The sequence below is a fragment of the Halorubrum sp. BV1 genome (assembly GCF_000746205.1).
GTDB lineage: Archaea > Halobacteriota > Halobacteria > Halobacteriales > Haloferacaceae > Halorubrum.
Genome location: NZ_JQKV01000002.1, coordinates 23754 through 45881 on the forward strand (window position 1 = coordinate 23754; position 22128 = coordinate 45881).

25 protein-coding genes are annotated in these 22128 nt (G+C 68.4%); 14 read left to right on the forward strand and 11 right to left on the reverse strand.

Features of this window, described 5'->3' with window-relative positions:
- Positions 1-84: 84 nt before the first annotated feature.
- Positions 85-1179: an archaeosine biosynthesis radical SAM protein RaSEA gene (locus tag EP28_RS04590; RefSeq protein WP_049982848.1), complete on the reverse strand. Its 1095-nt coding sequence runs from the start codon at positions 1177-1179 to the stop codon at positions 85-87.
- A 218-nt stretch (positions 1180-1397) separates the two neighbouring features.
- Between EP28_RS04590 and EP28_RS04595 the strand changes: the two genes are divergently transcribed.
- Positions 1398-2891 carry a methyl-accepting chemotaxis protein gene (locus tag EP28_RS04595; protein ID WP_049982849.1) on the forward strand — a complete coding sequence of 498 codons (1494 nt, stop codon included), beginning with the start codon at positions 1398-1400 and terminating at the stop codon, positions 2889-2891.
- Here EP28_RS04595 and EP28_RS14530 read toward each other — a convergent pair.
- A complete protein-coding gene (locus tag EP28_RS14530; RefSeq protein WP_049982850.1) occupies positions 2852-3460 on the reverse strand; it encodes a VanZ family protein in 609 nt (202 codons plus the stop codon). The genes EP28_RS04595 and EP28_RS14530 overlap by 40 nt on opposite strands.
- A gap of 159 nt (positions 3461-3619) precedes the next feature.
- Between EP28_RS14530 and EP28_RS04605 the strand changes: the two genes are divergently transcribed.
- The 3 genes from EP28_RS04605 to EP28_RS04615 all read left to right on the forward strand — a co-directional run bounded on the left by EP28_RS04605 (position 3620) and on the right by EP28_RS04615 (position 6403).
- Entirely contained in the window at positions 3620-5551 is a 1932-nt protein-coding gene (locus EP28_RS04605; protein ID WP_049982851.1) for an aldehyde ferredoxin oxidoreductase family protein, read from the forward strand.
- Between the two features lie 65 nt (positions 5552-5616).
- Positions 5617-5949: a DUF8066 domain-containing protein gene (locus EP28_RS04610; protein WP_049982852.1), complete on the forward strand. Its 333-nt coding sequence runs from the start codon at positions 5617-5619 to the stop codon at positions 5947-5949.
- Positions 5950-6034: 85 nt separating this feature from the next.
- Entirely contained in the window at positions 6035-6403 is a 369-nt protein-coding gene (locus EP28_RS04615) for a DUF8147 domain-containing protein (RefSeq protein WP_049982853.1), read from the forward strand.
- Positions 6404-6431: 28 nt separating this feature from the next.
- Here the strand turns inward: EP28_RS04615 and EP28_RS04620 are convergent, their stop codons facing one another.
- From EP28_RS04620 to EP28_RS04635, 4 genes are all read right to left on the reverse strand, one after another.
- Positions 6432-6770 carry an AzlD domain-containing protein gene (locus tag EP28_RS04620; protein ID WP_049983597.1) on the reverse strand — a complete coding sequence of 113 codons (339 nt, stop codon included), beginning with the start codon at positions 6768-6770 and terminating at the stop codon, positions 6432-6434.
- A gap of 65 nt (positions 6771-6835) precedes the next feature.
- On the reverse strand, positions 6836-7519 hold the full coding sequence (locus EP28_RS04625; RefSeq protein WP_049982854.1) for an AzlC family ABC transporter permease: 684 nt from the start codon (positions 7517-7519) through the stop codon (positions 6836-6838).
- Positions 7520-7524: 5 nt separating this feature from the next.
- Positions 7525-8394, reverse strand: a complete 870-nt coding sequence (locus EP28_RS04630; protein ID WP_394297592.1) for an RNA methyltransferase — start codon at positions 8392-8394, stop codon at positions 7525-7527.
- Positions 8391-8978 carry a DUF8114 family protein gene (locus EP28_RS04635; RefSeq protein ID WP_049982855.1) on the reverse strand — a complete coding sequence of 196 codons (588 nt, stop codon included), beginning with the start codon at positions 8976-8978 and terminating at the stop codon, positions 8391-8393. The genes EP28_RS04630 and EP28_RS04635 overlap by 4 nt, the downstream gene beginning before the upstream one ends.
- 137 nt (positions 8979-9115) lie before the next feature.
- Here EP28_RS04635 and EP28_RS04640 point away from each other — a divergent pair, with 137 nt between their 5' ends.
- From EP28_RS04640 to EP28_RS04650, 3 genes are all read left to right on the forward strand, one after another.
- On the forward strand, positions 9116-9640 hold the full coding sequence (locus tag EP28_RS04640; protein ID WP_049982856.1) for a DUF192 domain-containing protein: 525 nt from the start codon (positions 9116-9118) through the stop codon (positions 9638-9640).
- Positions 9641-9966: 326 nt separating this feature from the next.
- A complete protein-coding gene (gene folP / locus EP28_RS04645; protein ID WP_049982857.1) occupies positions 9967-11349 on the forward strand; it encodes a dihydropteroate synthase in 1383 nt (460 codons plus the stop codon).
- Positions 11350-11508: 159 nt separating this feature from the next.
- Positions 11509-12213, forward strand: a complete 705-nt coding sequence (locus EP28_RS04650) for a 6-hydroxymethylpterin diphosphokinase MptE-like protein (protein WP_049982858.1) — start codon at positions 11509-11511, stop codon at positions 12211-12213.
- A gap of 14 nt (positions 12214-12227) precedes the next feature.
- Here the strand turns inward: EP28_RS04650 and EP28_RS04655 are convergent, their stop codons facing one another.
- Entirely contained in the window at positions 12228-13001 is a 774-nt protein-coding gene (locus EP28_RS04655; RefSeq protein WP_049982859.1) for a creatininase family protein, read from the reverse strand.
- A 175-nt stretch (positions 13002-13176) separates the two neighbouring features.
- Between EP28_RS04655 and EP28_RS04660 the strand changes: the two genes are divergently transcribed.
- The 5 genes from EP28_RS04660 (at position 13177) to EP28_RS04680 (ending at position 17524) form a co-directional block, all read left to right on the forward strand.
- Positions 13177-13596 carry a nascent polypeptide-associated complex protein gene (locus EP28_RS04660; protein ID WP_049982860.1) on the forward strand — a complete coding sequence of 140 codons (420 nt, stop codon included), beginning with the start codon at positions 13177-13179 and terminating at the stop codon, positions 13594-13596.
- A gap of 10 nt (positions 13597-13606) precedes the next feature.
- Positions 13607-14347, forward strand: a complete 741-nt coding sequence (locus EP28_RS04665) for a tRNA (adenine-N1)-methyltransferase (RefSeq protein WP_049982861.1) — start codon at positions 13607-13609, stop codon at positions 14345-14347.
- A gap of 181 nt (positions 14348-14528) precedes the next feature.
- Positions 14529-15650 carry a pyridoxal phosphate-dependent aminotransferase gene (locus EP28_RS04670; RefSeq protein WP_049982862.1) on the forward strand — a complete coding sequence of 374 codons (1122 nt, stop codon included), beginning with the start codon at positions 14529-14531 and terminating at the stop codon, positions 15648-15650.
- Between the two features lie 90 nt (positions 15651-15740).
- Positions 15741-16943 carry a methionine adenosyltransferase gene (locus EP28_RS04675; protein WP_049982863.1) on the forward strand — a complete coding sequence of 401 codons (1203 nt, stop codon included), beginning with the start codon at positions 15741-15743 and terminating at the stop codon, positions 16941-16943.
- A gap of 128 nt (positions 16944-17071) precedes the next feature.
- Positions 17072-17524, forward strand: a complete 453-nt coding sequence (locus tag EP28_RS04680; RefSeq protein WP_049982864.1) for a DUF5804 family protein — start codon at positions 17072-17074, stop codon at positions 17522-17524.
- A 61-nt stretch (positions 17525-17585) separates the two neighbouring features.
- On the opposite strand, the gene EP28_RS04685 is transcribed toward EP28_RS04680, so the two are convergent.
- Positions 17586-18068: an Lrp/AsnC family transcriptional regulator gene (locus EP28_RS04685; RefSeq protein ID WP_049982865.1), complete on the reverse strand. Its 483-nt coding sequence runs from the start codon at positions 18066-18068 to the stop codon at positions 17586-17588.
- 182 nt (positions 18069-18250) lie between these two features.
- Between EP28_RS04685 and EP28_RS04690 the strand changes: the two genes are divergently transcribed.
- A complete protein-coding gene (locus tag EP28_RS04690; RefSeq protein WP_049982866.1) occupies positions 18251-19198 on the forward strand; it encodes a DMT family transporter in 948 nt (315 codons plus the stop codon).
- Positions 19199-19226: 28 nt separating this feature from the next.
- Here the strand turns inward: EP28_RS04690 and EP28_RS04695 are convergent, their stop codons facing one another.
- Together EP28_RS04695 and EP28_RS04700 are read right to left on the reverse strand one after the other, a co-directional pair.
- Positions 19227-19802 (reverse strand): hypothetical protein, encoded by a 576-nt coding sequence (locus EP28_RS04695; protein ID WP_049982867.1) that lies wholly within the window; start codon positions 19800-19802, stop codon positions 19227-19229.
- Between the two features lie 167 nt (positions 19803-19969).
- Positions 19970-20392, reverse strand: a complete 423-nt coding sequence (locus EP28_RS04700; protein ID WP_080506063.1) for a 2Fe-2S iron-sulfur cluster-binding protein — start codon at positions 20390-20392, stop codon at positions 19970-19972.
- Positions 20393-20484: 92 nt separating this feature from the next.
- On the opposite strand from EP28_RS04700, the gene EP28_RS04705 reads away from it, so the two are divergent.
- Positions 20485-21465 (forward strand): biotin--[acetyl-CoA-carboxylase] ligase, encoded by a 981-nt coding sequence (locus EP28_RS04705; protein WP_049982868.1) that lies wholly within the window; start codon positions 20485-20487, stop codon positions 21463-21465.
- On the opposite strand, the gene EP28_RS04710 is transcribed toward EP28_RS04705, so the two are convergent.
- Positions 21462-22010 (reverse strand): universal stress protein, encoded by a 549-nt coding sequence (locus EP28_RS04710; protein WP_049982869.1) that lies wholly within the window; start codon positions 22008-22010, stop codon positions 21462-21464. The genes EP28_RS04705 and EP28_RS04710 overlap by 4 nt on opposite strands.
- Positions 22011-22128 lie beyond the last annotated feature (118 nt).

Genomic DNA, 22128 nt, shown 5'->3' on the forward strand with positions numbered 1-22128 from the left:
AATATCGTTGATCATCTATGAAACGACACGGCGGCCTGACGGCGTGGACGGGTCCGCCCGGTTCGGGGGCGTCCTGTGGGCGTCTCAGCGCGCAAGTGGCATGTTGTATGCGGTCTCCTCGTCCATCACCAGCTCCCACGTCGTCTCGCACTCACAGGAGACCTGTCCGAAGACGCTCGGGTCCTGCCGGCGGTCGAAGTCCTTGATCGCGGTCTGGACGCGGTCGTCGCACTCACCGCAGTTGTGTGCCCCGCGGTCGGAGCCGTGGCCGACGGGGTCTGAGACGACGATAGCGTCGACGTCGGCGGTCGCTTTGAGGATGTGCGCGACCGACCAGAGCCACGGCGGGCGGTAGCCCCCCTCGAAGAACAGCTCGTCGACCATCGTGTACCGCTGGACGTTGGTCGGGTTCATCGAGACGGTGTGACACCCCTCGACGGCCGCACACCGGCGGATCGAGTCGATCATGTCCGCGGCGGCCTCGGGCTCCGCGAGGAACGGCGGCTTCAACAGGAGGTACGCCTTGACCCCCACGTCGGCGGAAAAGTCCGCGTCGGCCGCGGCCGCCTCGCCGCAGGCGTCCTCGAAATCGGCGAAGTCGAAGTACTTGTTCACGCAGTCGCGGCGCACGCGGTCGGTCGCGGTCTCCAGTCCGATCGCCACGTCGGTGGCGATGCCGCGGTCGGCGAAGTCACCGATCTTCTCCCGGCTCACGAAGTCCGGCAGCGACTCGACGACGATACGGTCGCGGTCGGCGAACGTCTCCGCGATCGCTCGCCGGGTCTCCGCCGGCACCTCCCGCTCGTCGAGGAAGGAGCCGGAGGTGTAGATCTTGATCAGATCAGCGGGATCGTCCGCCTCGGCGGCCTCGTGATCGAGACAGGTCTCGATCTGGCTCATGAGGTCCTCGTGGGCGACGCTGCCTCCCTCGACCGACTCCGCGACGTAGCCGCACATCGTGCAGCCGCCGGCGCGGGCCCACCGGCAGCCGCCGGTGTTCAAGATGATCGTCAGGGAGTTCACGACCCCGTCGGGCGTGTTGTCCTCGTCGATCCACACGCGGGTGGGATCCGTCGGGTCGTACGTCTCCGAGCGCTCGGCGCGGATGTCGCGCATCACGGCGTTGTGCGCGTCCATCCCGCGCCCCTGCTCGTACGCGTCGGGGCTCGGCTTGCTCATTATCGGGGAAAGCGGCCGAGCGCGTAAAGCCGTGTCGTCATCGAGGTTCGACAGCCGCTGCCAGGTCTCGACCAGTCGTCCCAAGCGCAGGCAGACATACATAAGTGGTATTTACTCGCAGGATCCGCTACGAAAACGGTAGTTTCTCCGATAGTATATTATGATTGTTTATATTACCCAACTCTTTTGTTGGTTGTCGGCATTTGTCACGGCAGACGATGGCGACAGAGCAGTCGAACGCGACAGGGCGTACTGATGAGGAGCTCGACGACGGACTCGTCGCGAACGCACAGGGTGCAGTCGGGGTCGTACACGCCACCTCGGAGTCGGTCGACCACCGGCTGTCAGCGATCGGCGAAGCCGCGGGGGCGCAGGTCGACGACATGGAGACGGTCGCCTCGGACGTCACGGATCTGAGCGCCACGATCCAAGAGGTCGCCGCGAGCGCTGACGAGGTGAGTCGAACGACCGACCGGGCGGCGAAAGCGGCCGCAGACGGTCGGGAGGCGACCGAGGAGGCGGCAACCGCGATGACCGACGCCTCCGCGGCGACGGCAGACGTCGCAGAACAGGTCGAGACGCTCGAATCGCACGTCTCACGGATCGACGAGATAGTCGATGTCATCGATCAAATCGCCGACGAGACAAACCTCCTTGCGCTCAACGCGAGCATCGAGGCCGCCCGTGCCGGCGACGACGGAGCCGGATTTGGCGTCGTCGCCGACGAGATCAAGGGGCTCGCAGCCGAGTCGCGGTCGCGGACGGAAGAGATCGAGACGGCGGTGGACGAGATCCGGTCCGTCACCGACGCCGTGTCCGACTCGCTCGATACCGCGGTCGACGCGGTCGACACCGGTGCGACGGAGGTGCGGACGGCTGAAGCGGAGCTAGACACCGTCGACGAGGCGGTGCAGTCGGCCGCGAGCGGCGTGGGAGAGGTTTCGGACGCCGTCTCGGAGGGAGCGTCGGCGAGCGCGCGGGTCGCAGATCTCACGCGGAACACGGCGGACGCCGCCCGAGACATCGAGCGATCGGTCGAGGAGATAGGCTCCGAGCGCGCACAGACGACCGATCTGCTCGAAGAGATAGACGACGCGCTCGCGGCGGCGCGGCGCGGACGGGACCGGCGGCTCGCCGGAGCCGCGAACGTGCCGACCGGGATCGATGCGTTCGACGCCGACGGCGGACTGCCAGCGGGATCGAGAAGCGTTCTTACGGTCGATCCCGACGCAGCGGCGGAGACCGTCGACGACGCCGTGTCCGGGCTGTGTGCGGCGGCGATCGACGCCGGGCGTGCCGTGTCGCTCTCGCCGACACCAACACTCGACAAAACGGCGCTGGATCGGGCGCTGCGACGCGACGCCGGCGTCGCGCTGTCGGACGCGTTGGCGACCGACCGGCTGTTCGTTCTCGATCTGTTCGGCACCTGGGCGGACGACGAGAACGTCATCGACGTGACGACCACGGGGCTCGGCCGCGCGAACGACCGGGTCGATGCATCACGCGACCGGCCGTGCGTCGTGATCGGTAACATCGCGGGCGAACTGGATCTGATGGGCGAACAGGCGGTCCGCGAGAACACCTACGCGAACGACGGCGAGACGCTCGACGGCTCGGACCTCGTCGTCAACGTCGTCGACGCGGCGGCCGTCCCGGAGCAGTTGCAGTCGTTCTACCGTGGCGCGGCAGACACGGTCCACCGGATCGCGTAGCCGCCCGCACCGGTGACCGCACCGACGACGTTGACGCCGACGTCGATCCACGCAAAGGACCGCCACGGTATTGTCGTCTGAGCGAGTTCCACGCCGAACCCGACCGCAGCGGCGAAGAAAACGCCGGCCACGGCGGCGACGGTGATCGATGTCGCCTCCGCGGTCGTTCTCTCTGCGGTGCCATCGACTAGTTCGGTCGCGTCGTCGACTGGCTCGGTCGCTCCACGGCCCATCTCGTCGTCGTTACGGTATTCCCAACGTTGCTTCTGATCGACCAACGACGCGCATGCCGCTCGCGTCGCGAGCGCTCCGATGACCACGTACCCCGCGACGTGGAACGGCGTGGTGAGACTCACCCACGGCGGAAGCGAACCGATCGCGGTGACTTCGCCCGGCACACCGACACCGCCGGCCGCGAGGTCCGGAACCGGGACAAGGGACGCGACGAGGACGCCGGCCGCGGCCGCGGCGGCGCAGGTCCACGGAGCGCGACGGTGATGTCGGCGACTGAGGCCGTGTCTCGACACGGTCTCCTGTTCGGTCCGGATCGGGTTAACTTCCGGTGTCACCCGGGAGGCGGATGTCTCCGCGTCGAAATCGCTGGACGCAGTTGCCCAGCGGGCAGGATTCCCGGCTCGCCGGTCGACCGGGTCGCGTAATAGGTTCCGGTTACTTTTGCGAATCAACACCTAACACGCTACGGCCCCAATATAATGGTAGAACATTACATGACCGAAATGGGCGGCTACCGAGACCGGGTGGCACAGGTCGACCTCAGTGCGGACGAGGTCAATTACCAAGAGATAGACGACGAAGACGCGCAAAAGTACATCGGCGCGCGCGGGCTCGGCGTGAAGTACGTCTTCGACGCGGGCCCGGACGTCGACCCGCTGGGTCCCGACAACCGTCTCGCGTTCATGACGGGTCCGCTGACGGGGACCCAGACCGTGATGAGCGGCCGCATCGCCTTGGTGACGAAGTCACCGCTGACGGGGACCGTCACCGACTCCCATCACGGCGGCTGGTCGGGGGCGCGGCTCAAGTGGGCCGGCCTCGACGGGATCCTGCTGGACGGCGCGAGCGACGATCCCGTCTACCTTCTCGTCGAGGACGGTGAGGTCGAGGTACGCGACGCCTCCCACATCTGGGGACAGGGCGTCCACGACACGATCGACGCGCTCGGTGAGGAAGTCGACGGCTCCGTCGGCAAGAACCTCTCCGTGATGGCGATCGGACAGGGCGGCGAGAACGGCGTTCGGTACGCCTGCGTGCTCAACGAGGACGACCGTGCCTCGGGCCGGGGCGGCACGGGTGCGGTCATGGGTTCGAAGAACGTGAAGGCGGTCGTCGTGAAAGGCGGTACCGACATGCCGAAGCCCGCCGATCCGGAGACGTTCCAAGAGGGCTACCAGCAGGCGATGGAGGTCATCCGCGAGTCGGACGTGACCGCGCCCAATGAGGGCGGCCTCTCGATGTACGGGACGAACGTCCTGATGAACGCGACCGACGAGATGGACGGTCTCCCGACGAAGAACGCGCGGTACACCTCGACCGGCGAGTACCACGACGCCGAGGGGGCCGACATCGACGCCGAGCGCGTCTCCGGCGAGAACGTCCGCGAGAACATCCTCGTCGACGAGCCGACGTGTCACTCCTGTCCGGTCGCGTGTAAGAAGGAAGTCGAAGTCGACGTCACGCACAAAGGCGAGGACATGAACGTCCGCACGGAGTCGTACGAGTACGAGTCCGCGTGGGCGCTCGGTCCGAACTCCGGACACTCCGACCGCGACGAGATCGCACTGATGCTCCAGCGCTGTAACGACCTGGGTATCGACACGATCGAGTCGGGTAACATGATGGCGATGGCGATGGAGATGAGCGAGGAGGGCAAACTCGACGGCGTCGGTCACATCGACTGGGGCGACTCCGAGGCGATGATCGACCTACTCGACGAGATCGGTAACCGCTCGTCGGATCTGGGCGACCTCCTCGCGGAGGGCCCAGAGCGCGTCGCCGACGCGAAAGACGCACACGGGAACAAGCTCTCGGTCAAGGGACAGACGATCGCCGCCTACGACCCGCGCTGCATGAAAGGAATGGGGATCGCGTACGCAACCTCCAACCGCGGCGCGTGTCACCTGCGCGGCTACACGCCGGCGGCCGAGATCCTCGGCATTCCGGAGAAGGTCGATCCGTACGAGTGGGAGGGCAAAGGCGAACTCACCGCCACCTTCCAGAATCTGCACGCCGTCTCCGACTCCTTCGACATCTGCAAGTTCAGCGCGTTCGCGGAGGGGATCGAAGAGTACGTGCTCCAGTACAACGGCATGACCGGCCGTGACATCAGCGAGGACGAACTGTTCGAGGCCGGAGAACGCGTCTACAACCTCGAACGGTACTTCAACAACCTCGCCGGCTTCGACGGCGACGACGACACGCTGCCGAACCGCTTCATCGAGGGACACCCGGACGCCATCCCCGGCACGGGTGCGAGCGAAGGCGAACTCGTCGAACTCGACCAGATGAAGGCGGAATACTACGAGACCCGCGGCTGGGTCGACGGCGTCGTCCCCGACGAGAAGCTTGCGGACCTCGACATCGACGTCGGGCCGGGTACGGGCGTCTCCGCCGGCGACTCCGCGGCCCCCGCCGACGACTGATCCGTCCCGTCGCGCCGGACCATCCGTCCACCATTTTTAGGTACGTTCCGTCGATAGCGCCGCGTATGCCACACGACCCGCTGTCTCCCTCCGAAGCCCTCTCCACGCCTGTCGGCGCGACGCTTGGCGCGGTGAGCCTGCTTGCGCTCGCGTACTCGGTCGTGATCGCCGCACAGATCCTGCTCGGACTCATCGCGGTGACACTGCTGTCGGTCGGCCCGTACCTCGGCTATCGGCTCCTCGCTGCGCTCGACTCGGTCGCCGACGCCGCCCAACGGATCGCCGCAGCTCGGGAGCGCGAGGCCGACGAAGCGTCCCGGTTCGACCGCCACGCTGATCCGCAGGCTCCCCGATCATCGGAGCGGTCGTCGAACCGCACGACCGAATCGGACCAGTAGCGGGTACGGCCGTCAACCGACACAGGCCCCGCGTCGTCGCCGATCCGGTTCGGTTGTTAAGTCGCTGCTCGACGACGGGTCGCACATGAACGCTCGCCCCGTCGCCGCGATCGGAACCGGACTGACGACGACTCTCCTCGTGAGCGCCGTCCTCACGAGCGCGCTCGCGTCACGAATCGAGTTCTCCGTACTCGTCGGCCTCCCCGCCGGCGTCGCCGTCGGCGTCGCTGCCGGCGTCATCGCGTGGGTCGTTCTCTGGAACACGCCGTCAGTTCGACCTGCGCTGCTCGGATACTCGACCGTCGGCTACGCGGTCCTCGGTGTGGCCGCGGTGTCGTACGCGGTGCCACCGGCCCGGGGATTCGTCTCGGTCGAGCGTGGACTCGCTCTCGCCGGAGTCTGTGGCCTCGTCGTGTTCGTCATCGCCTCGCGGAACGTGGATCGGATCGACTGAGCGACCTCCGATCCGTCCGCGGCCGCGCCTACGCGAACACCACGAAGCGGAACAGCCACAACGCGATCATCCCGACCGTGATCGTCGCGAACACGTTCTCGGTGCGCCACGCGACCGCGCCGGCGACCGCGCCGGCGATCAGCCGCTCGTCGGCGAGCGTCGCGACCATCGACGACTCAAGCGTCACGAAGTCAGGAAACACGAGCGCGGCGAGCACCGCTGGCGGGACGTAGCGGAGCGTGCGCGTCACCGACTGAGGAACCTCGTCGATCCGACCGAACAGGTGGATAAAGGAGAGTCGGAAGCCGTACGTCGCGACGCCGATGACGACGATCGCTGCCCACACGCTCGGAGACCCCTCGAACATCCCCTGCCACTGTCCGGGGACGCCTCGTATGAGAGCGCCGTCAACGAGCGCGAAGTCGCCTCCAGTCATCGCGCTCGCGCCTCCGTCAGCAGTCCGACGACGATGCCGGTGACGGCCCCGGCGAGCAGTCCGAGGTTAAGCGGGAGGCCCGCCGCGGCGACGGCGACCGCGCCGCCGCTCACGCCCGCGGCGGTGGTCGGTCTGTCCTTCATCGCCGGGACGAGCAGCGCGAGGAACACCAGCGGGACCGCGAAGGTGAGTCCCCACGCGTCAGGGACGCCCGCACCGACCACGACGCCGACGACCGTGCCGATCTGCCAGACGATCCACAGCGAGACCGCCGCGCCGAGGTAGTACAGCGCGCGGCTCCGGTCCTCGTTCGCGTCGAACTCCGCGACCGACAGCGCGTACGCCTGATCGGTGAGGAAGTACGCGAGGGCGGCTCGAACTCCCTGCGCGTATCGGGCGAAGTGCGGGGCGATGGACGCCGAGTACATCACCATCCGGAGGTTGATCACGACCGCAGTCCCGACGACGACCGCCAGCGGCGCGCCCGATCCGATGAGATCGAGGGCGGCGAGCTGCGACGCGCCGGCGAACACGATCACCGACAGCCCCACGGCCTCCCCGAGCCCGAGGCCCGCGTCGACGGTGGCGATCCCGGCCACGAGCGCGAACGGAACGATCCCGAGCATGAGCGGCGAGACGTCGCGCACGCCGGCAAGGAGGTCGTCGTGAAGCGGGTCCATCCGTCTCACTCCCTCGGATACACTGGTTCGTCGTACTTCGCGGCGAGGTGGTCCGCGTGCTCCAATTTGGTGTTCGCCTTGCGGAACGTGCCCAGAAGCGAGTGGATCTCTCGTTCCGTGGGATGCGCCCGACCGAGCAGTCGGCGCATCAAGAGCGCGTTCTTCTCGCGTACGTGCTCGCGCTGGCCGGTCGACGCGAGAAACTCCTCGAAGAAGCCGTGAAAGCGCTCTACGTCCGCCTCCGGTGCGCGCGTCACTGCCGTGTCCGGCAACTGCGTCTCCCCGACGGTCAGGTCGCGAAGTTCGTACAACAGCACCGTCGCGGCCTGTCCGAGGTTGAGGACGGGATAGTCGTCGTCCGCCGGGATCGAACACACCTCGTCGAGTTGCGACAGTTCCTCGTTGTTGAGTCCGCGACCCTCCCGGCCGAATACGATCGCGGTGGGCGCGTCGACGGTCGCGAGCGACTCCTTGAGTTCGACGGGCGTCTTGAACGGGAACCGCTCGTGGCTCTGGTCGTCTTCGCCGGTGATCGCCGTGGTGCCGACGGTGTGGTAGTTCGCGACGACCTCATCGAAGGTCACCTCGTCCGCGTTCGGGAGCACGTCCTCGCGGGCGTGGCCAGCGAATCCGTATGCCTCGCCGTCTTCCGGCAGTTCGGGCGGGTTCACGAGCTTGAGGTCGTCGAGTCCGAAGTTCTTCATCGCCCGAGCGATCGTCCCGACGTTGCCCGGCGTCTCGGGTTCGACGACGACCACGACGGGCTTTCGGCGTGCGGGCGCCCCCTCACGACTGCTGTCCACCGCGTCGTCGCGACCCGGCGAACCCTCGCCGTCCGTCGGGGTCATCGTCTCGTCTGCGTCCGCCTCGCTCATCGGTTCGACGGGTAGTCGGTCGAGAGGTCGACGTCCGAGTCGGCGAGGTCGTCTTCGCTCAGTTCCGCCTCGTCGTCGCTCTCGCCGGCCAGTTCGAGGATGTCGATCCGCTCGCCCTCGAACCCCTGCTCGACGCGCTCTTGGATATCCTGTTGGTCGGGGAGATCCGGGAGGCCCTCGGGGTCTTCCTCGACGTGCTCGACGGAGCCGTACCCCTCCGGTGCCTCGTTGCCCGCTGCGATCCACTCGTGGAACCGGTCGCCGAACTCCAGCTCGCCGGCGTAGTCGCTGCCGCCCTCCTCGCGGAACCAGTAAATGAAGTCCGGCTCGTGTTCGGGACAGAGCAGCACCTCGCCGTTCGGCTCGCCGTATACGATCTCGGCCTGAGTACACCGGTGGACCTCCGCTTCGCCGTGTTCGAGGTAGCAGACGTCACACGGCTCCTCCACGAGCCCGACGAGTCTGAGGAGCCGCTCGCGCGGCTCTTCCGGGATCTCGTCGAGGGGCTTCAGCTCCTCGTCGTCGGAGAGTATCTCATCTTCATCGAACCGCCATCCGCGGAGGCCGATGCTCACTTTCGCCATGCGCGAGCGTACGCGAGGCGGCGATAAAAGCGCGTCCTTCCCGGGACGCCCGGCCAGATTCGCGGTGCGAGCGGCAACCGGAGCGCGTTTGAGACCCCTCGTGAGACATTTACGCACGCGTCGCGTCAGTCACGCCAATGCGACGCCGGGGATACCTGACTGCGACCGGTGCCGCCGCGCTCTGCGGACTCGCAGGCTGTGTCGGCGGCGGCTCGGAGGGGTCCGCCGAAAGCGACGAGACGCCCGACTGGCCCGTCGGTCCGTACGCCGACTACGAGACGACGCGCGTGGCGGTGGAGGGGCCGGACGGCGAGGCCCGAGGGTCTGTGACCGCCGCGGTCGCGAACACGAGCGAGGAGCGGTACCTCGGTCTCAGCGACGCCGAAGCTCTGCCCGAGAACGCGGGGATGCTGTTCGTCTACGACGCGCCCCGCGAGAGCCTGACGTACGTGATGCGCGAGATGGACTTCGGGATCGACATCGTCTACGCCGACGGCGATCGGGAGATCACCCGGATGCACAACGCGCCCGCTCCGGGACCGAACGAGGACGGGAACGACCAGCGGTACCCCGGGTCGGGCCAGTACGTGCTGGAGGTGCCTTACGAGTGGACCGATCGCAACGGGGTGGGAGTCGGCGACTCGGTGGCGTTTGAGTTATAAGCAGCGGCGTGTCGAGAGCGGGCTGAACGCTCGGGCTGTTTATACGCGGTTGTCAGCGTAGCGAGTTCCTCCAAAGCCCCACCGCTCCGCACAGCACCTCACGCCTCCCCAGCCTCGTCGGCCGCCCGCCGCGTCGCTCCGGGCGGCCGACTCCCTCGCGCGGTGCTGGCTGGCGACCGCCACCGGCGGCCGCTCGCAGGCACGCGCCGACCGCAGACATGCGCCGATCGCACCGCCGGCTGGGTATAAATAATCGCTGTCGCCGATCCCCGGCGAGCGCGTCGGGTACTCACCCCGTTTATGTCACTCGCGCCCGTGGCTGTGGTATGCGAAACGTGGACGCCGCGGGGCTGGGGATCGGCGACGACCACCCGCCGCGGATCATGGGCGTGCTCAACGTCTCCGAGGAGTCGCCGTACGACCCGAGCGTGTACGACGACCCGGGCGAGGCGGCCGCGTACGTCGACGAGGAGCTGATCGGCGAGGGGGCGGACATCGTCGACGTGGGGCTCGAATCGGCGAACAAGGACCTTGAGGTGCTCTCCGCCGAACAGGAGTTAGAGCGGCTCGACACCGCCGTCGAGACTCTGGAGTCGACGTCGGGCGACGCCGTCTGGTCGATCGAGACGCGCTATCACGAGGTCGCGGACGAGGCGCTCTCGCGCGGCTTCGACATGGTCAACGACATCTGCGGGTTCGCCGACCCGGAGATGCCACGGGTGTGTCGCGAGCACGACGCCGCAGTCTCGAAGATGGCCTCGCCGCCCGATCTGGAGCGACCGGGCGCGATCGAGGATGTCGACTGGGCGGCGCGAAGCGCCGCCAGCCCAGAGCGTAGCCGTAGCTACCCGGACGATATCTACGAGGCGCTCTCGCAGAACGGGTTCACCGACAAGACGATCCTCGACCCCGCGTTCGGCGGCTGGTCCGAGGCGAAGACGCACGCAGACGACCGCGAGACGCTCCACCGGCTGCGGGAGTTCCGCGGCTACGGCCGTCCCCTGCTCGTCTCTATCAACCGCAAGAGCTTCCTCAAGACGATAGCCGGGCGGACGACCGAGGAGGCCCTGCCCGTCTCGCTCGCGGCTACCTCGATGGCGGTGGAGCGCGGCGCACACGTGATCCGCACCCACGACGTGGCCGAGACGCGCGACGCGGCGCTCGTCGGCGCGGAGTTCACCCGGGACCGCGCGCGGACCGGCCGAGCCGGGACGGGAGGAGACGACGCGGTCACCGTCGAGGAACTCGACGTGACGACCGTCCGCGAGGCCGAACGCCACCTCGACCGACTCGCCGCCGATCGGTCCGTCGCCGGCGACGCCGTCGTCCACACCTACGAACTCGGCGGGCTGACGGACGAGGCGGTTGGGGCGCTCAGGGCCGCGACGACCGCCCCCGGCCCGGGGTCTGAGACGGGCTATCGCTCCGACGCCGACACCCGGTCTGGTTCGGACGTCGGCGCGACCCGCGCCGCGTTCGCGCTCGCTGGAGCCGAGCGTGAGGCCGCCGTGCCCCCGTCCGCAGCCGACGGCGGAAGCCCGAGCGACCGCCGTTCGATCGGCCGATCAGCCGGCGGTGACGGGGGTAGCTCGAGGGCCGGCGTTCTCGTCGGAACTCCGACGGCGATCGGTGCGGTTCAAACGGTCGTATCCGGCGTCTCTGCCTCGCTCGACACCGCACTCGAATCGATAGACGCGGGCTCAAGGTAAGAGAAAGTTTATGCCGTCGTGCAGACAACCCATCCACTGGACGCCGGAGGGGCACGCGGGTAGGGGTACTCTGTGCTACTCCGGTCCATACCATATTCGATCCCGCGAGCGGCCGCGCTGTGCGCCGCCGCAGACTCGCGCGTGTGGAGGGGACAACCGATGAATTTCGAGACGTTCGAACCGGCCTACGAGGCGATCCTCGCAGACTTCGGCTTCGGGCGCGAGGCCGACGAGCGCGCACGCGACGTCGCCGCCGCGCGCTCGACGCCGTTCCCGCTCGATCGGCTCGGCGACTGGCGAGGCGAGACCGTTGCCGTCGCCGGCGCGGCCCCGTGTCTCACCGACGAGGTCGAGGCGGCACGCGACGCCGACGTCGTCGTCGCCGCCTCGACCGCCGCCGACACCCTCCTCGCTCGCGGCGTCGACGTCGACTGTATGGTGACCGACCTCGATAAGAATCCGGAGACTGCGGCGAGGCTGACCCGCGAGGGGGTCCCCGTCGTGGCACACGCGCACGGCGACAACGTCCCCGCGGTTCGCGAGTGGCTTCCGCGGTTCGAGTCGGCGTGGACGCTGTCGACGACGCAGGCCGCCCCGGTCGGTCCCGTCCGGAATCTCGGCGGGTTCACCGACGGCGACCGCGCGGCGTTCCTCGCGGACCACGTCGGGGCCGGCCGGCTCGTCTTCCCCGGCTGGGACTTTGACGACCCGAGCGTCGGCCCGATCAAGGCGAAAAAGCTCGTGTGGGCCGCGCGCCTGTTACGGTGGCTCGAACGACGCCGGGAAGCGCGGTTCGCGGTCCTCGACGACCGGGACCGCGACGAACTGGACGCGGCGCTCGACGCGGTTCTGAGCGGTGTCTGAGAGAGGCGGTGCGCCTACGCGACCCGGTCTTTCGGAAGCAGTTCGTCGCGGTCGCGAGCCCGGAGCCACTCGGTAAGCTGAACGAGTTGGTCGGTCGCGGCCTCGAACAGTCGCTCCGCCTTCTGGGGTGTCACGTCGGTCGGGTCGCCGAAGGCTCCGTTCGCCGAGTTGTCGATTGAGTCGTAGAACGTCCGTGCGCCGTGGACTCGCGCGTCCGATCCCTCGAGGTCGACGAGCCCGTCGTCGCGGGCGTTCTCGAACTGGTCGTCGCGGACGAGATCCGGCGCGATGTGCGTGATCATCGCCGTCTCCTTCGGGCCGGCGTGGGGACCGTTGTGTTCGAACAGGTCGTCGACGAGCTCCGGGATCGACTCGTCCCACATCCACTCGATCGCGTAGGCCTCGCCGTCCTCGTGGAGCCGGCGACCGACTTCACGGAGGTGCTGGACGTTCCCGCCGTGGGCGTTCACGTACACCACGCGGTCGATCCCGTGATAGGTGAGATGGCGGGTGAAGCTCTCGACGTAGTCGCGGAACTCCGGCGCGTCGACCCACATCGTCCCGGGAAACTGGCGATGGTGGGGGCTGACGCCGACGGTGATCGTCGGCGTGCGGACTGCCCCGGTCTCCTCCGCGGCGGCGCTGGCGAGCGCCTCGGCTATCAGGTGGTCGGTCGCGAGCGGCAGGTGCGGGCCGTGCTGTTCTGTCGACCCGAGCGGGACGAGGGCGACGGACTCCTCGGAGAGCGACTCGCGCAGCTCAGGCCACGTCTGGTCGGCGATGTACATACCGACGCGTCGCGGTCGGGACGTATCAACCCGCCGCCTTCGGCGGAAGGAGCCGGAACTGACGGCCACCGTCCTCGCGGCGGCATGACGGACGCGCCCGGATCGGGGCATACGAGCCTGCGGTCCTCGTCCCGTGTCGTCACCCTTTTTGTGTCGTCCAACCGAATCCGTGTCCATGTTCGGAGGAGGCGGTATGAATCCGCGGAAGATGAAACAGATGATGAAACAGATGGGGATCGACGTCGAGGAGCTCGACGCCGAGCGCGTCGTCATCGAGACGGCCGACGGTGACCTCGTCTTCGACGGTGCCCAAGTCACCAAGATGGACGCGCAGGGTCAAGAGACCTACCAGATCGTGGGATCGCCCAAGGAGGTCGCGGACGCCGGCGCGGGCGGAAGCGCAGGCGGGGAGACGCCCGCGGTCGAGGGCGACGATCCGGACGCGACGGCGGACGGCGCGGACGTGGTCGACGCCATTCCGGAGGAGGACGTGGCGCTCGTCGCCGAGCGCGCCGGCGTTCCGAAGTCGACGGCCAGAGAGGCCCTAGAGAACGCCGACGGCGACCTCGCGACCGCCATCGCGGAGCTGGAGTGACCGGTTTGGCGTGACCGACGCCGCGTACCTGCTGGTCCACGACGACCGGGAGTATCTCTTGGAGCCGGGCGAGGAGTTCGGCACCGACCTCGGCGTGATCGAGGTCCCCGAAGACGTCGCCGGCGGTGACACCGTCGAGACGCATCTCGGGACCGTCTTCAACGTCCGCGAACTCCGCGGTCCGGATCTCTTCAACCACCTCGAACGGACGGGCGCGCCGATGATGCCCCGCGACGTTGGGCTGGTGATGGGACACACGGGGATATCGGACGGCGACCGCGTGCTCGACGCCGGCACGGGAACCGGGATCCTCGCCGCTTACCTCGGCCGCACCGGCGCGGACGTGACCACCTACGAGGTCGACCCCGACTTCGCCGAGGTCGCCCGCGCGAACATGGAGACCGCGGGCGTCTCCGACCGCGTCGAGGTGCGTACCGGCGACCTCACCGAAGCGCTCGGCGACCTCGCAGACGGGGAGCCGTTCGACGCGCTCACGCTCGACACCGGCGACGCGCCGGCGGTCGTGGAACGGGCGACCGACCTGCTCGTCTCGGGCGGCCACCTCGCCGTCTACTCGCCGTTCGTCGAGGGAACCCGCGAGGCCGCGCTCGCCGCCCGCGAGGCCGGATTCGAGAGCGTCGAGACGCTGGAGACGATCCAGCGGGAGATGGACTTCTCCGACCGCGGCTCCCGCCCGTCGACCGCGGGCGTGGGCCACACCGGCTACCTGGTGTTCGGCCGCGCGCCCTGATCGCCGCGTCCCGATCGTCGCGTCCCGATCGCCGCGTCCCGATCGCCGCGTCCCGATCGTCGCGTCCCTGACCGGATACGCGGCGAGCCGCGGACCAGTCGCCGATCGTCGATCGCTCGTGGAACGGGCAGTCGACGTCGACGTGACAAGACCTAACTGCCGGCGGCGCTCCCGAACGCGTATGACGACGTTCTCCGATCGAGTCGAGCGGATCTCCATCAGCGGGATCCGCGAGGTGTTCGAGGCGGCCGGCGACGACGCGATAAACCTCGGGCTCGGACAGCCCGACTTCCCGACGCCGGAACACGCGCGGCGGGCCGCCGTCGACGCCATCGAGGCCGGGAAGGCCGACGCCTACACCGAAAACAAGGGAACCCGATCGCTGCGTGAGGCCATCGCCGAGAAGCACCGAGCGGATCAGGGGATCGACCTCGATCCGGACGACGTGATCGCCACCGCGGGCGGCAGCGAGGCGCTTCATGTGGCCTTGGAGGCGCACGTCGGCGACGGCGACGAGGTGTTGATCCCGGACCCCGGCTTCGTCTCCTACGACGCGCTGACGAAGCTCGCGGGCGGCGACCCCGTTCCCGTCCCGCTCCGCGACGACCTCACGATCGACCCGGCGGCGATCGAGGCGGCGATCACGGACGACACCGCCGCGTTCGTCGTGAACTCTCCCGGCAACCCCACCGGCGCGGTCTCCTCCGAGGCCGACGTCCGGGAGTTCGCGCGGATCGCCGACGAGCACGACGTGCTCTGCGTCTCCGACGAGGTGTACGAGTACACGGTGTTCGACGGCGAGCACCGCTCGCCGATCGAGTTCGCCGAGAGCGACAACGTCGTCGTCGTCAACTCCGCCTCGAAGCTGTTCTCGATGACGGGCTGGCGACTCGGCTGGGTGTACGGGTCGGAAGAGCGCGTCGAGCGCATGCTGCGCGTCCACCAGTACGCACAGGCGTGCGCGTCGGCTCCCGCTCAGTACGCCGCAGAGGCCGCACTGCGTGGGGACCGCGCGATGGTCGACGAGATGACCGACTCCTTCGAGCGTCGGCGCGACCTCGTGTTGGAGGGGTTCGCGGAGATCGGTCTCGACTGTCCGACGCCACAGGGGGCGTTCTACGCGATGCCCCGCGTCCCCGAGGGGTTCGTCGACGAGTGCCTCGACCGCGGGGTGGTTGTGGTGCCCGGCGAGGCGTTCGGCGAGCACGGAGCCGGCCACGCGCGGATCTCGTACGCGACCGACGAGGCCGAACTGCGCGAGGCGCTCGATCTGATGGCCGACGCCTACGCGGCCGTGAACTGAGCTAGCGCCGGAATATATTCGCCACGCGCATTTACAAGCGCTCGGAGGTTTCCGCAAGTTATACTGTCGCCGGCGGAGTACGACTCCCTAATGGACCGGAACATTCAGGTCAGCCGCCTCGACCGGCAGGCGGTCGAGGACCAGGAGGTCGAGATCGTCGAGCGAAAGGGGATCGGTCATCCCGACTCGATCTGCGACGGCGTCGCGGAGTCGGTCTCGCGGGCGCTCTCACAGCTCTACTTGGACCGGGTCGGCAAGGTGCTCCACTACAACACGGACGAGACGCAGCTGGTCGCCGGCCGCGCCGCCCCCGCCTACGGCGGCGGCGAGGTCGTCGAGCCGATCTACCTGCTCATCGTCGGACGCGCCACGAAGCAGTACGACGGTCAACAGCTCCCGGTCGACTCGACCGCGCTGGCGGCCGCCCGCGAGTACCTCGCCGAGGCGATCCCAGAACTGGAGTACGGCACGGACGTCGTCGTGGACGTGAAACTCGGCGAGGGGTCGGGTGACCTCCAAGACGTGTTCGGCGAGGAGACCCAACAGGTTCCGATGGCCAACGACACGTCGTTCGGCGTCGGCCACGCACCCCTCACCGAGACGGAGACGATAGTTTACGAGGCGGAGCGCGAACTCAACACGACGTACCACGACGAGCATCCCGAACTCGGCCCCGACGTGAAGATCATGGGCAAGCGGGAAGGCGACCGGATAGACATCACGGTCGCGGCCGCGATGGTCGATCAGTACGTCGACGGGCTCGACGACTACGACGACGCGGTGAGCGACGTTCGGGAGTTCGTCACAGAGTTGGCGGAAACGCACACGGACCGCGAGGTCAGCGTCGACGTCAACACCGCCGACGACTACGACGAGGGCTCCGTCTATCTCACCGTCACCGGCACCTCCGCGGAACAGGGCGACGACGGCTCCGTCGGCCGCGGCAACCGCGCCAACGGGCTCATCACGCCGAACCGACCGATGTCGATGGAGGCGACCTCCGGGAAGAACCCGGTCAACCACATCGGGAAGATCTACAACCTGCTGTCGACGCGGATCGCGGAGTCCGTCACCGCCGAGGTCGACGGCATCCGCGACCTGCAGGTCCGCCTCCTCTCGCAGATCGGCCGGCCGATCGACGAGCCGCACGTCGCCGACGCGCAGATCGTCACCACCGACGGGGTCAACCTCGCGGACATCGAAGACGACGTCGTCGCCATCGTCGACAGGGAACTCGCCGACGTCACGGACGTCACGCGGAGCGTCATCGACGGCGACGCCTCCACGTTCTAAACCGATCCGCGATCGGCCGACCGCACCCGACCGACCGCACCCGACCGACCGCACCCGACCGACCGCACCCGACCGACCGCACCCGACCGACCGCAACCGATTTGGCGAGCGAGCGAGTCGGACGACGTGTGACGCGGGTGTGTCTCCTCGGCGATCCGGCGGTCGATCTCACCTACGAGCTGCTGTCTCGCGAGACGGCGCGGAACGCGCTCGCGACCTACGACATCGAGGAGCCGTTCGCGAACAGCCTCGCGGTCGACACGGTGAGCCTCGGCGCGGCCGTCTCGCTTCTGAACGACCTCAACTGGTACCTCGTGCGCTTCGCCGACGAGGCGATCGTCCGCGAGCCGTCGATATCGACCGACGAGTGGCTCTCTCGCGACCTCGCGCGGGCGGTACGCGACGGCGCGGTGCCGCCGGAGGAGACCGACCAACGACTGAGGGTGTTCGATCTCGTCGACGGCGCGCCCGTCGACCCGCGGTACGTGCGCCGGACGCAGGGCGAGACGCCGACGCACGACCGCGATGACGCCGACGGAACCCTCGTCGTTCGCGTGAGCGAGTCGGAGTTCGACGGATAAGCGGGAGCTGCGGGACGCTGACTCCGGGCGATCGATCGAGGCGTCGCGCTCGGCCGGAGCGTCAGTCGGTGAGTTCCTCCACGAGCGTCTCTAGCTCGTAGGTCGCCGGCGCGCGCGGCTCGTCGCGCAGCGTCGCGATCGTGAACGTCGAGTTCGTGCGCTCGACCTCGGGGATCGCCTCGAAGTCGCTTATCAGCCGTTCGACTGTGTCCGACGAGGAGAGCCGGGCGAGCACGACGAAGTCCGTCTCGCCCATCGTGAAGAACGCCTCCGTGACGCCCTCCACCCCGAGCAGTTCGTCGGCGAACTCGTCGTACGGCCCCTCGTAGTCCGCGAGCACCTCGACGATGACGGTCACCCCGAGCCCCAGCGCCTCGTGATCGAGGTCGTACAGATCGTTCTCTATCACTCCATCCTCCCGGAGGTTGTTCAGCCGGTAGTGGATCGTCGACACCGGGATTCCCGTCTCATCGTGGAGCCGCTCCGGACTCCCCGTGCCCAGATCGGAGATGGCCTTCACCAACCGCACGTCGCGCTCGTCCATACGCCCGGTTCGCGTGACGATCCCGTATATATTTCGGCCGACATAGTTGGAGTCATGTTCGAATACACCGCCGTATTTCGAGTTTCATTGTACTGTATCCAAATGCGTGATTGTTCATCCTAATATCAGCAGCGTTCGGGAGTATAGTTTAATTATCCTCGTATATTTCGAACTGACAACCAATGAATCTGCGATCGCCGATTTCTTCGTCCGAATCGATCGTGGGGGCGTTCCTCCTCCTCGCGACGCTGTGGGGCACCTCGTTCGTCGCCATCGAGGCCGGCCTCCACTACTTCCCGCCGCTGTTGTTCGCGGGTGTCCGGTACGCCGTCGCCGGCGCTGTCGTGTTGACGTTCGCGGTCCTCGTCTCCGACCGCTTCGTGCCTCGCGGCCGCGACGAGTGGCTCGGCGTGGCCGTGGCCGGCACGTTCGTGATCGCGGCGTACCACGGGCTGTTGTACGTCGGCGAACTGTACGTCTCCGGTGCGGTCGCGGCCGTCATCGTGAGCCTCTCACCCGTGTTAACCGCGACGTTCGCCGCCGCGCTCCTCCCGGAAGAGCGGCTCGGACCGGTCGAGATCGGCGGATTTGTCCTCGGTATCGTCGGCGTCGTCGTGATCGCCGACCCGGTCGCGTCCGGTCTCGGCAGTTCGGCCCTCCTCGGCGTCGCGCTCGCGTTCGCCGGCGCGGTCGCGTTCTCGCTCGGTGCGGTGCTGCTCCGGCCGCTTCGCACCGATCTCCCGGTCGCCGCACTGCAGGGGTGGGCGATGGTGGTCGGAGCCGGACAGCTGTTCGTCGGCGCGGGCCTGCTCGGCGAGTCGCCGGGAGCGATCGTCTGGAATGCCACCGCCGTTGCGTCGCTGACGTACCTCACGCTTCTGTCCGGGGTCGTCGCGTTTCTGATCTACTTCGCGCTGCTCGACACGGTGGGGCCGGCGCAGTTGCACCTCGTCGGCTACGCGGAGCCGGTCGTCGCGGCGGTCGGAAGCTGGGCGCTCCTCGGACAGCTGATCGAGGCCGAAGCCGTACTGGGATTCGTCGCGATACTCGCGGGCTTCCTCGCGCTCGAACGCCACGAGATCGCCGCGTACGTCGGATTCGGCGGAGACGCGGATCGTCTGCTCAGGTAGTCGATCCGCGATCTGCCGCTCCAGTCGATCACTCGTCGAGGTCGGCGGTGAGCCCTGCGCGCAGGTCGCGTCCGAGGTAGTGACCGAGCAGCGCGACCGCGAACCCGAGTCCGCCGCCGATCGCGAGCAGCGATGGCCCCCACTGCCCGAGGTAATCGATTCCGATAGGGAGGAACCCGACGCCGAGGACGCTCGTCACGGCGGTTCCGGCACCCGCCAGCGCGCCCGCCAGCCCGGTCTCGACGTAGCGTCGCGACGAGGAGATCGCCCCGAACACGAAGGCCGCGAGGAAGACGCCGCCGACGGATCCGATCGCGCCACCGACGAGCGGAATCGCGCCGACGAGAAACGTCGCGACGGCGACGACGGCGAGCGCGAGCACGAACCCCTTCGCCGAGAACCACCGGCCGCTCACGCCGATCCGACCCTCACCGCTCGCCGCGTCTCCGGCAGTGGCCGGGGCGCTGTCGGTCGCGCCGTCGCCGACCGCGACGCCGCCGGATGACGTTCCCGAGTTCCCCTCCGCGAGGTCGTCGTCGAGGAGGTCGTCGAGGTCGTCCATCGGGTCCTCGTCCGACGACTCGGACTCCTTGGAGGGTTGCATACCCGAGCGTTCGGGCGTGAGCCCTTGGCTCTTGTGCCGACGCCTTGCGTCGACGGCGTTCTATTCGGAGAGCGTCGGATCGGAATCGCTGTCCCCGTCAAGCGCGGTGTCCGTGTGTATCGCTACCGCCCGCCATTTCACCGGAAACCCGGTGTCTACGGTTCGGTTCACCCTTCGGTCGGTTCCCGCCCGCCCCACACCCGCTTGTCGACCAGTTCGACGGTCATCGGGTCGTCGACGCGCACCTGACAGGAGAGTCGCGGATAGCCGAACCGGTCGGCGAGGCGGTCGTGCCAGTGTTCGGGATCGGGGCCAGTCCGGATCCGGACGCCGCAGGTCGCACAGAGCCCGCGTCCGCCGCAGTTGAGCCGGCTCGTGGCTTCGGCGTACGGCGACAGCCCAGCCTCCAGCAGGACACGCCGCAGGTTCCGGCCGCGCTCGACGGACAGTTCCGTGCGACCCTCGTCGTCGAACACCACGAGAGCGACGGTGTCTGCGCCGGCCGTGGTGTCTGCGCCGGCCGTGGTGTCGGGATCGCTCGCAGTGTCGGAATCGCTCGGGTCTTGGCCGCTCGCGTCTGGGTTTCTCATCGATCTCGCTGATGGATCGGTAGCGGCCCGGAGGGATAGCCCTGTGCCCGTCAGCCGGAACGGCTTTCGGTCCCGGCGGCGACCCCAACGGCATGGACACGCGCCGCGCGCTCCTCGACGCCCTCGCGGACGGACCCGTCTCGGGGCCGGCGCTCGCCGACGACCTCGGCGTCTCGCGAGCGGCGATATGGAAGGCGGTGGAGGGGCTCCGAGACTCGGGATTCGCCGTCGAGTCGACCGCCGCCGGATACGTCGCACCCGACGACCCAGGCTACTGCGGTCCGGGGATCGAGTTCGGCCTCGACGCGCCGTACACCGTCGAGTACCACGACAGCCTCCCGTCGACGAACGATCGCGCGCGGGACCTGGCGGCCGACGGAGCTGACGGCGTCGCGGTCGCGGCGGACGAACAGACTGGCGGGCGAGGACGGCTCGACCGCGAGTGGGTCGCGCCGAGCGGGGGCGTCTGGCTCTCGCTCGTGACCCGTCCCGACGTGCCCGCGGCGCGAGCGCCGCTTTTTACGCTCGCGGCCGCCGTCGCGACGGTGGACGCCTGCCGCGCCGTCGGCGTCGCGGCCAACATCAAGTGGCCGAACGACGTGCTCGTCGGGAGCCGCGACGAAAACGCAGAGACGGCCGCGGCGACGGACCGCGGCGGACGCAAACTGGCCGGGATACTCACCGAGATGGAGGGCGAGGCCGACCGGGTGTCGTGGCTCGTCGTCGGGGTCGGCGTCAACGCCAACATCGACACGGAGGCGCTGCCGCCGGACGCGACCTCACTTGCCGCCGAGGCGGGGAGAAGCGTCAGCAGACAGCGAGTCGCCACGGTCCTCCTCGATCGGTTCCACGCGCTCGCGGGAACGTCCGATCGGATGGACCGCGTCCTCCCGGCGTGGCGCGAGCGCGCGAGCACGCTCGGTCGGCGCGTGCGCGTCGACACCGCCGACGGCCCGGTGGTCGGCACCGCGGTCGACGTGGAGCCGCCGGGCGCGCTCGTGATCGAGACGGGAGAGGGGACTCGTCGCGTCCACGCCGGCGACTGCGACCACCTCCGGAACGCGGACCGTTAGCCGGTCGGTCCGCCCTCGACGGCGACGTCGCCGTCGGCGTCCGTGTCGGACTCCGTCCTCTCGGCGGTTCCCGCGACCGTTCCCGGACCGTCCGGTACCGTCCCGTCGAGTCGCACCGTCAACACCGGGACCGACGAGCCGCGGACGACCTTCTCCGCGACGCTTCCGAGCAGCAGCCGGTCGATCCCGCCCCGTCCGTGGGTTCCCATCACGACGAGGTCGCAGTCGGCCTCCTCCGCGTGCCGGATTATCTCGCGGCTCGGCGACCCCTCGACGATCGCGGTCACGACGTCGACGTCGGCGTCGGCGTCTGCTGCGAACTCTTCGACCGCGTCGACCGCCGCGGTTGCGTCGTCTCGGAGCAGGTCGCCGACCCCCTCCCACGAGTGTTCCAAAGGCATGCCGGCGTAGCTCGCGGTATCGACCACGTACAGTGCGTGAACCGCTGCCCCGTGAACTGCCGCGAGATCCAGTGCGTGCGCGACCGCGCGCTCTCCCTCGGCGGAGCCGTCGGTGGGCACGAGGATCCGATCGTATAACGACATGTGATCACACACCACATGGAACCGACGACAGATAACTCTTCACCAATGTTGCCGGTTCTTCGCTCACTCATCGCAGACCCGGCCGCGCCACGATCACTCCGAAACGCGCAGTTAAGCC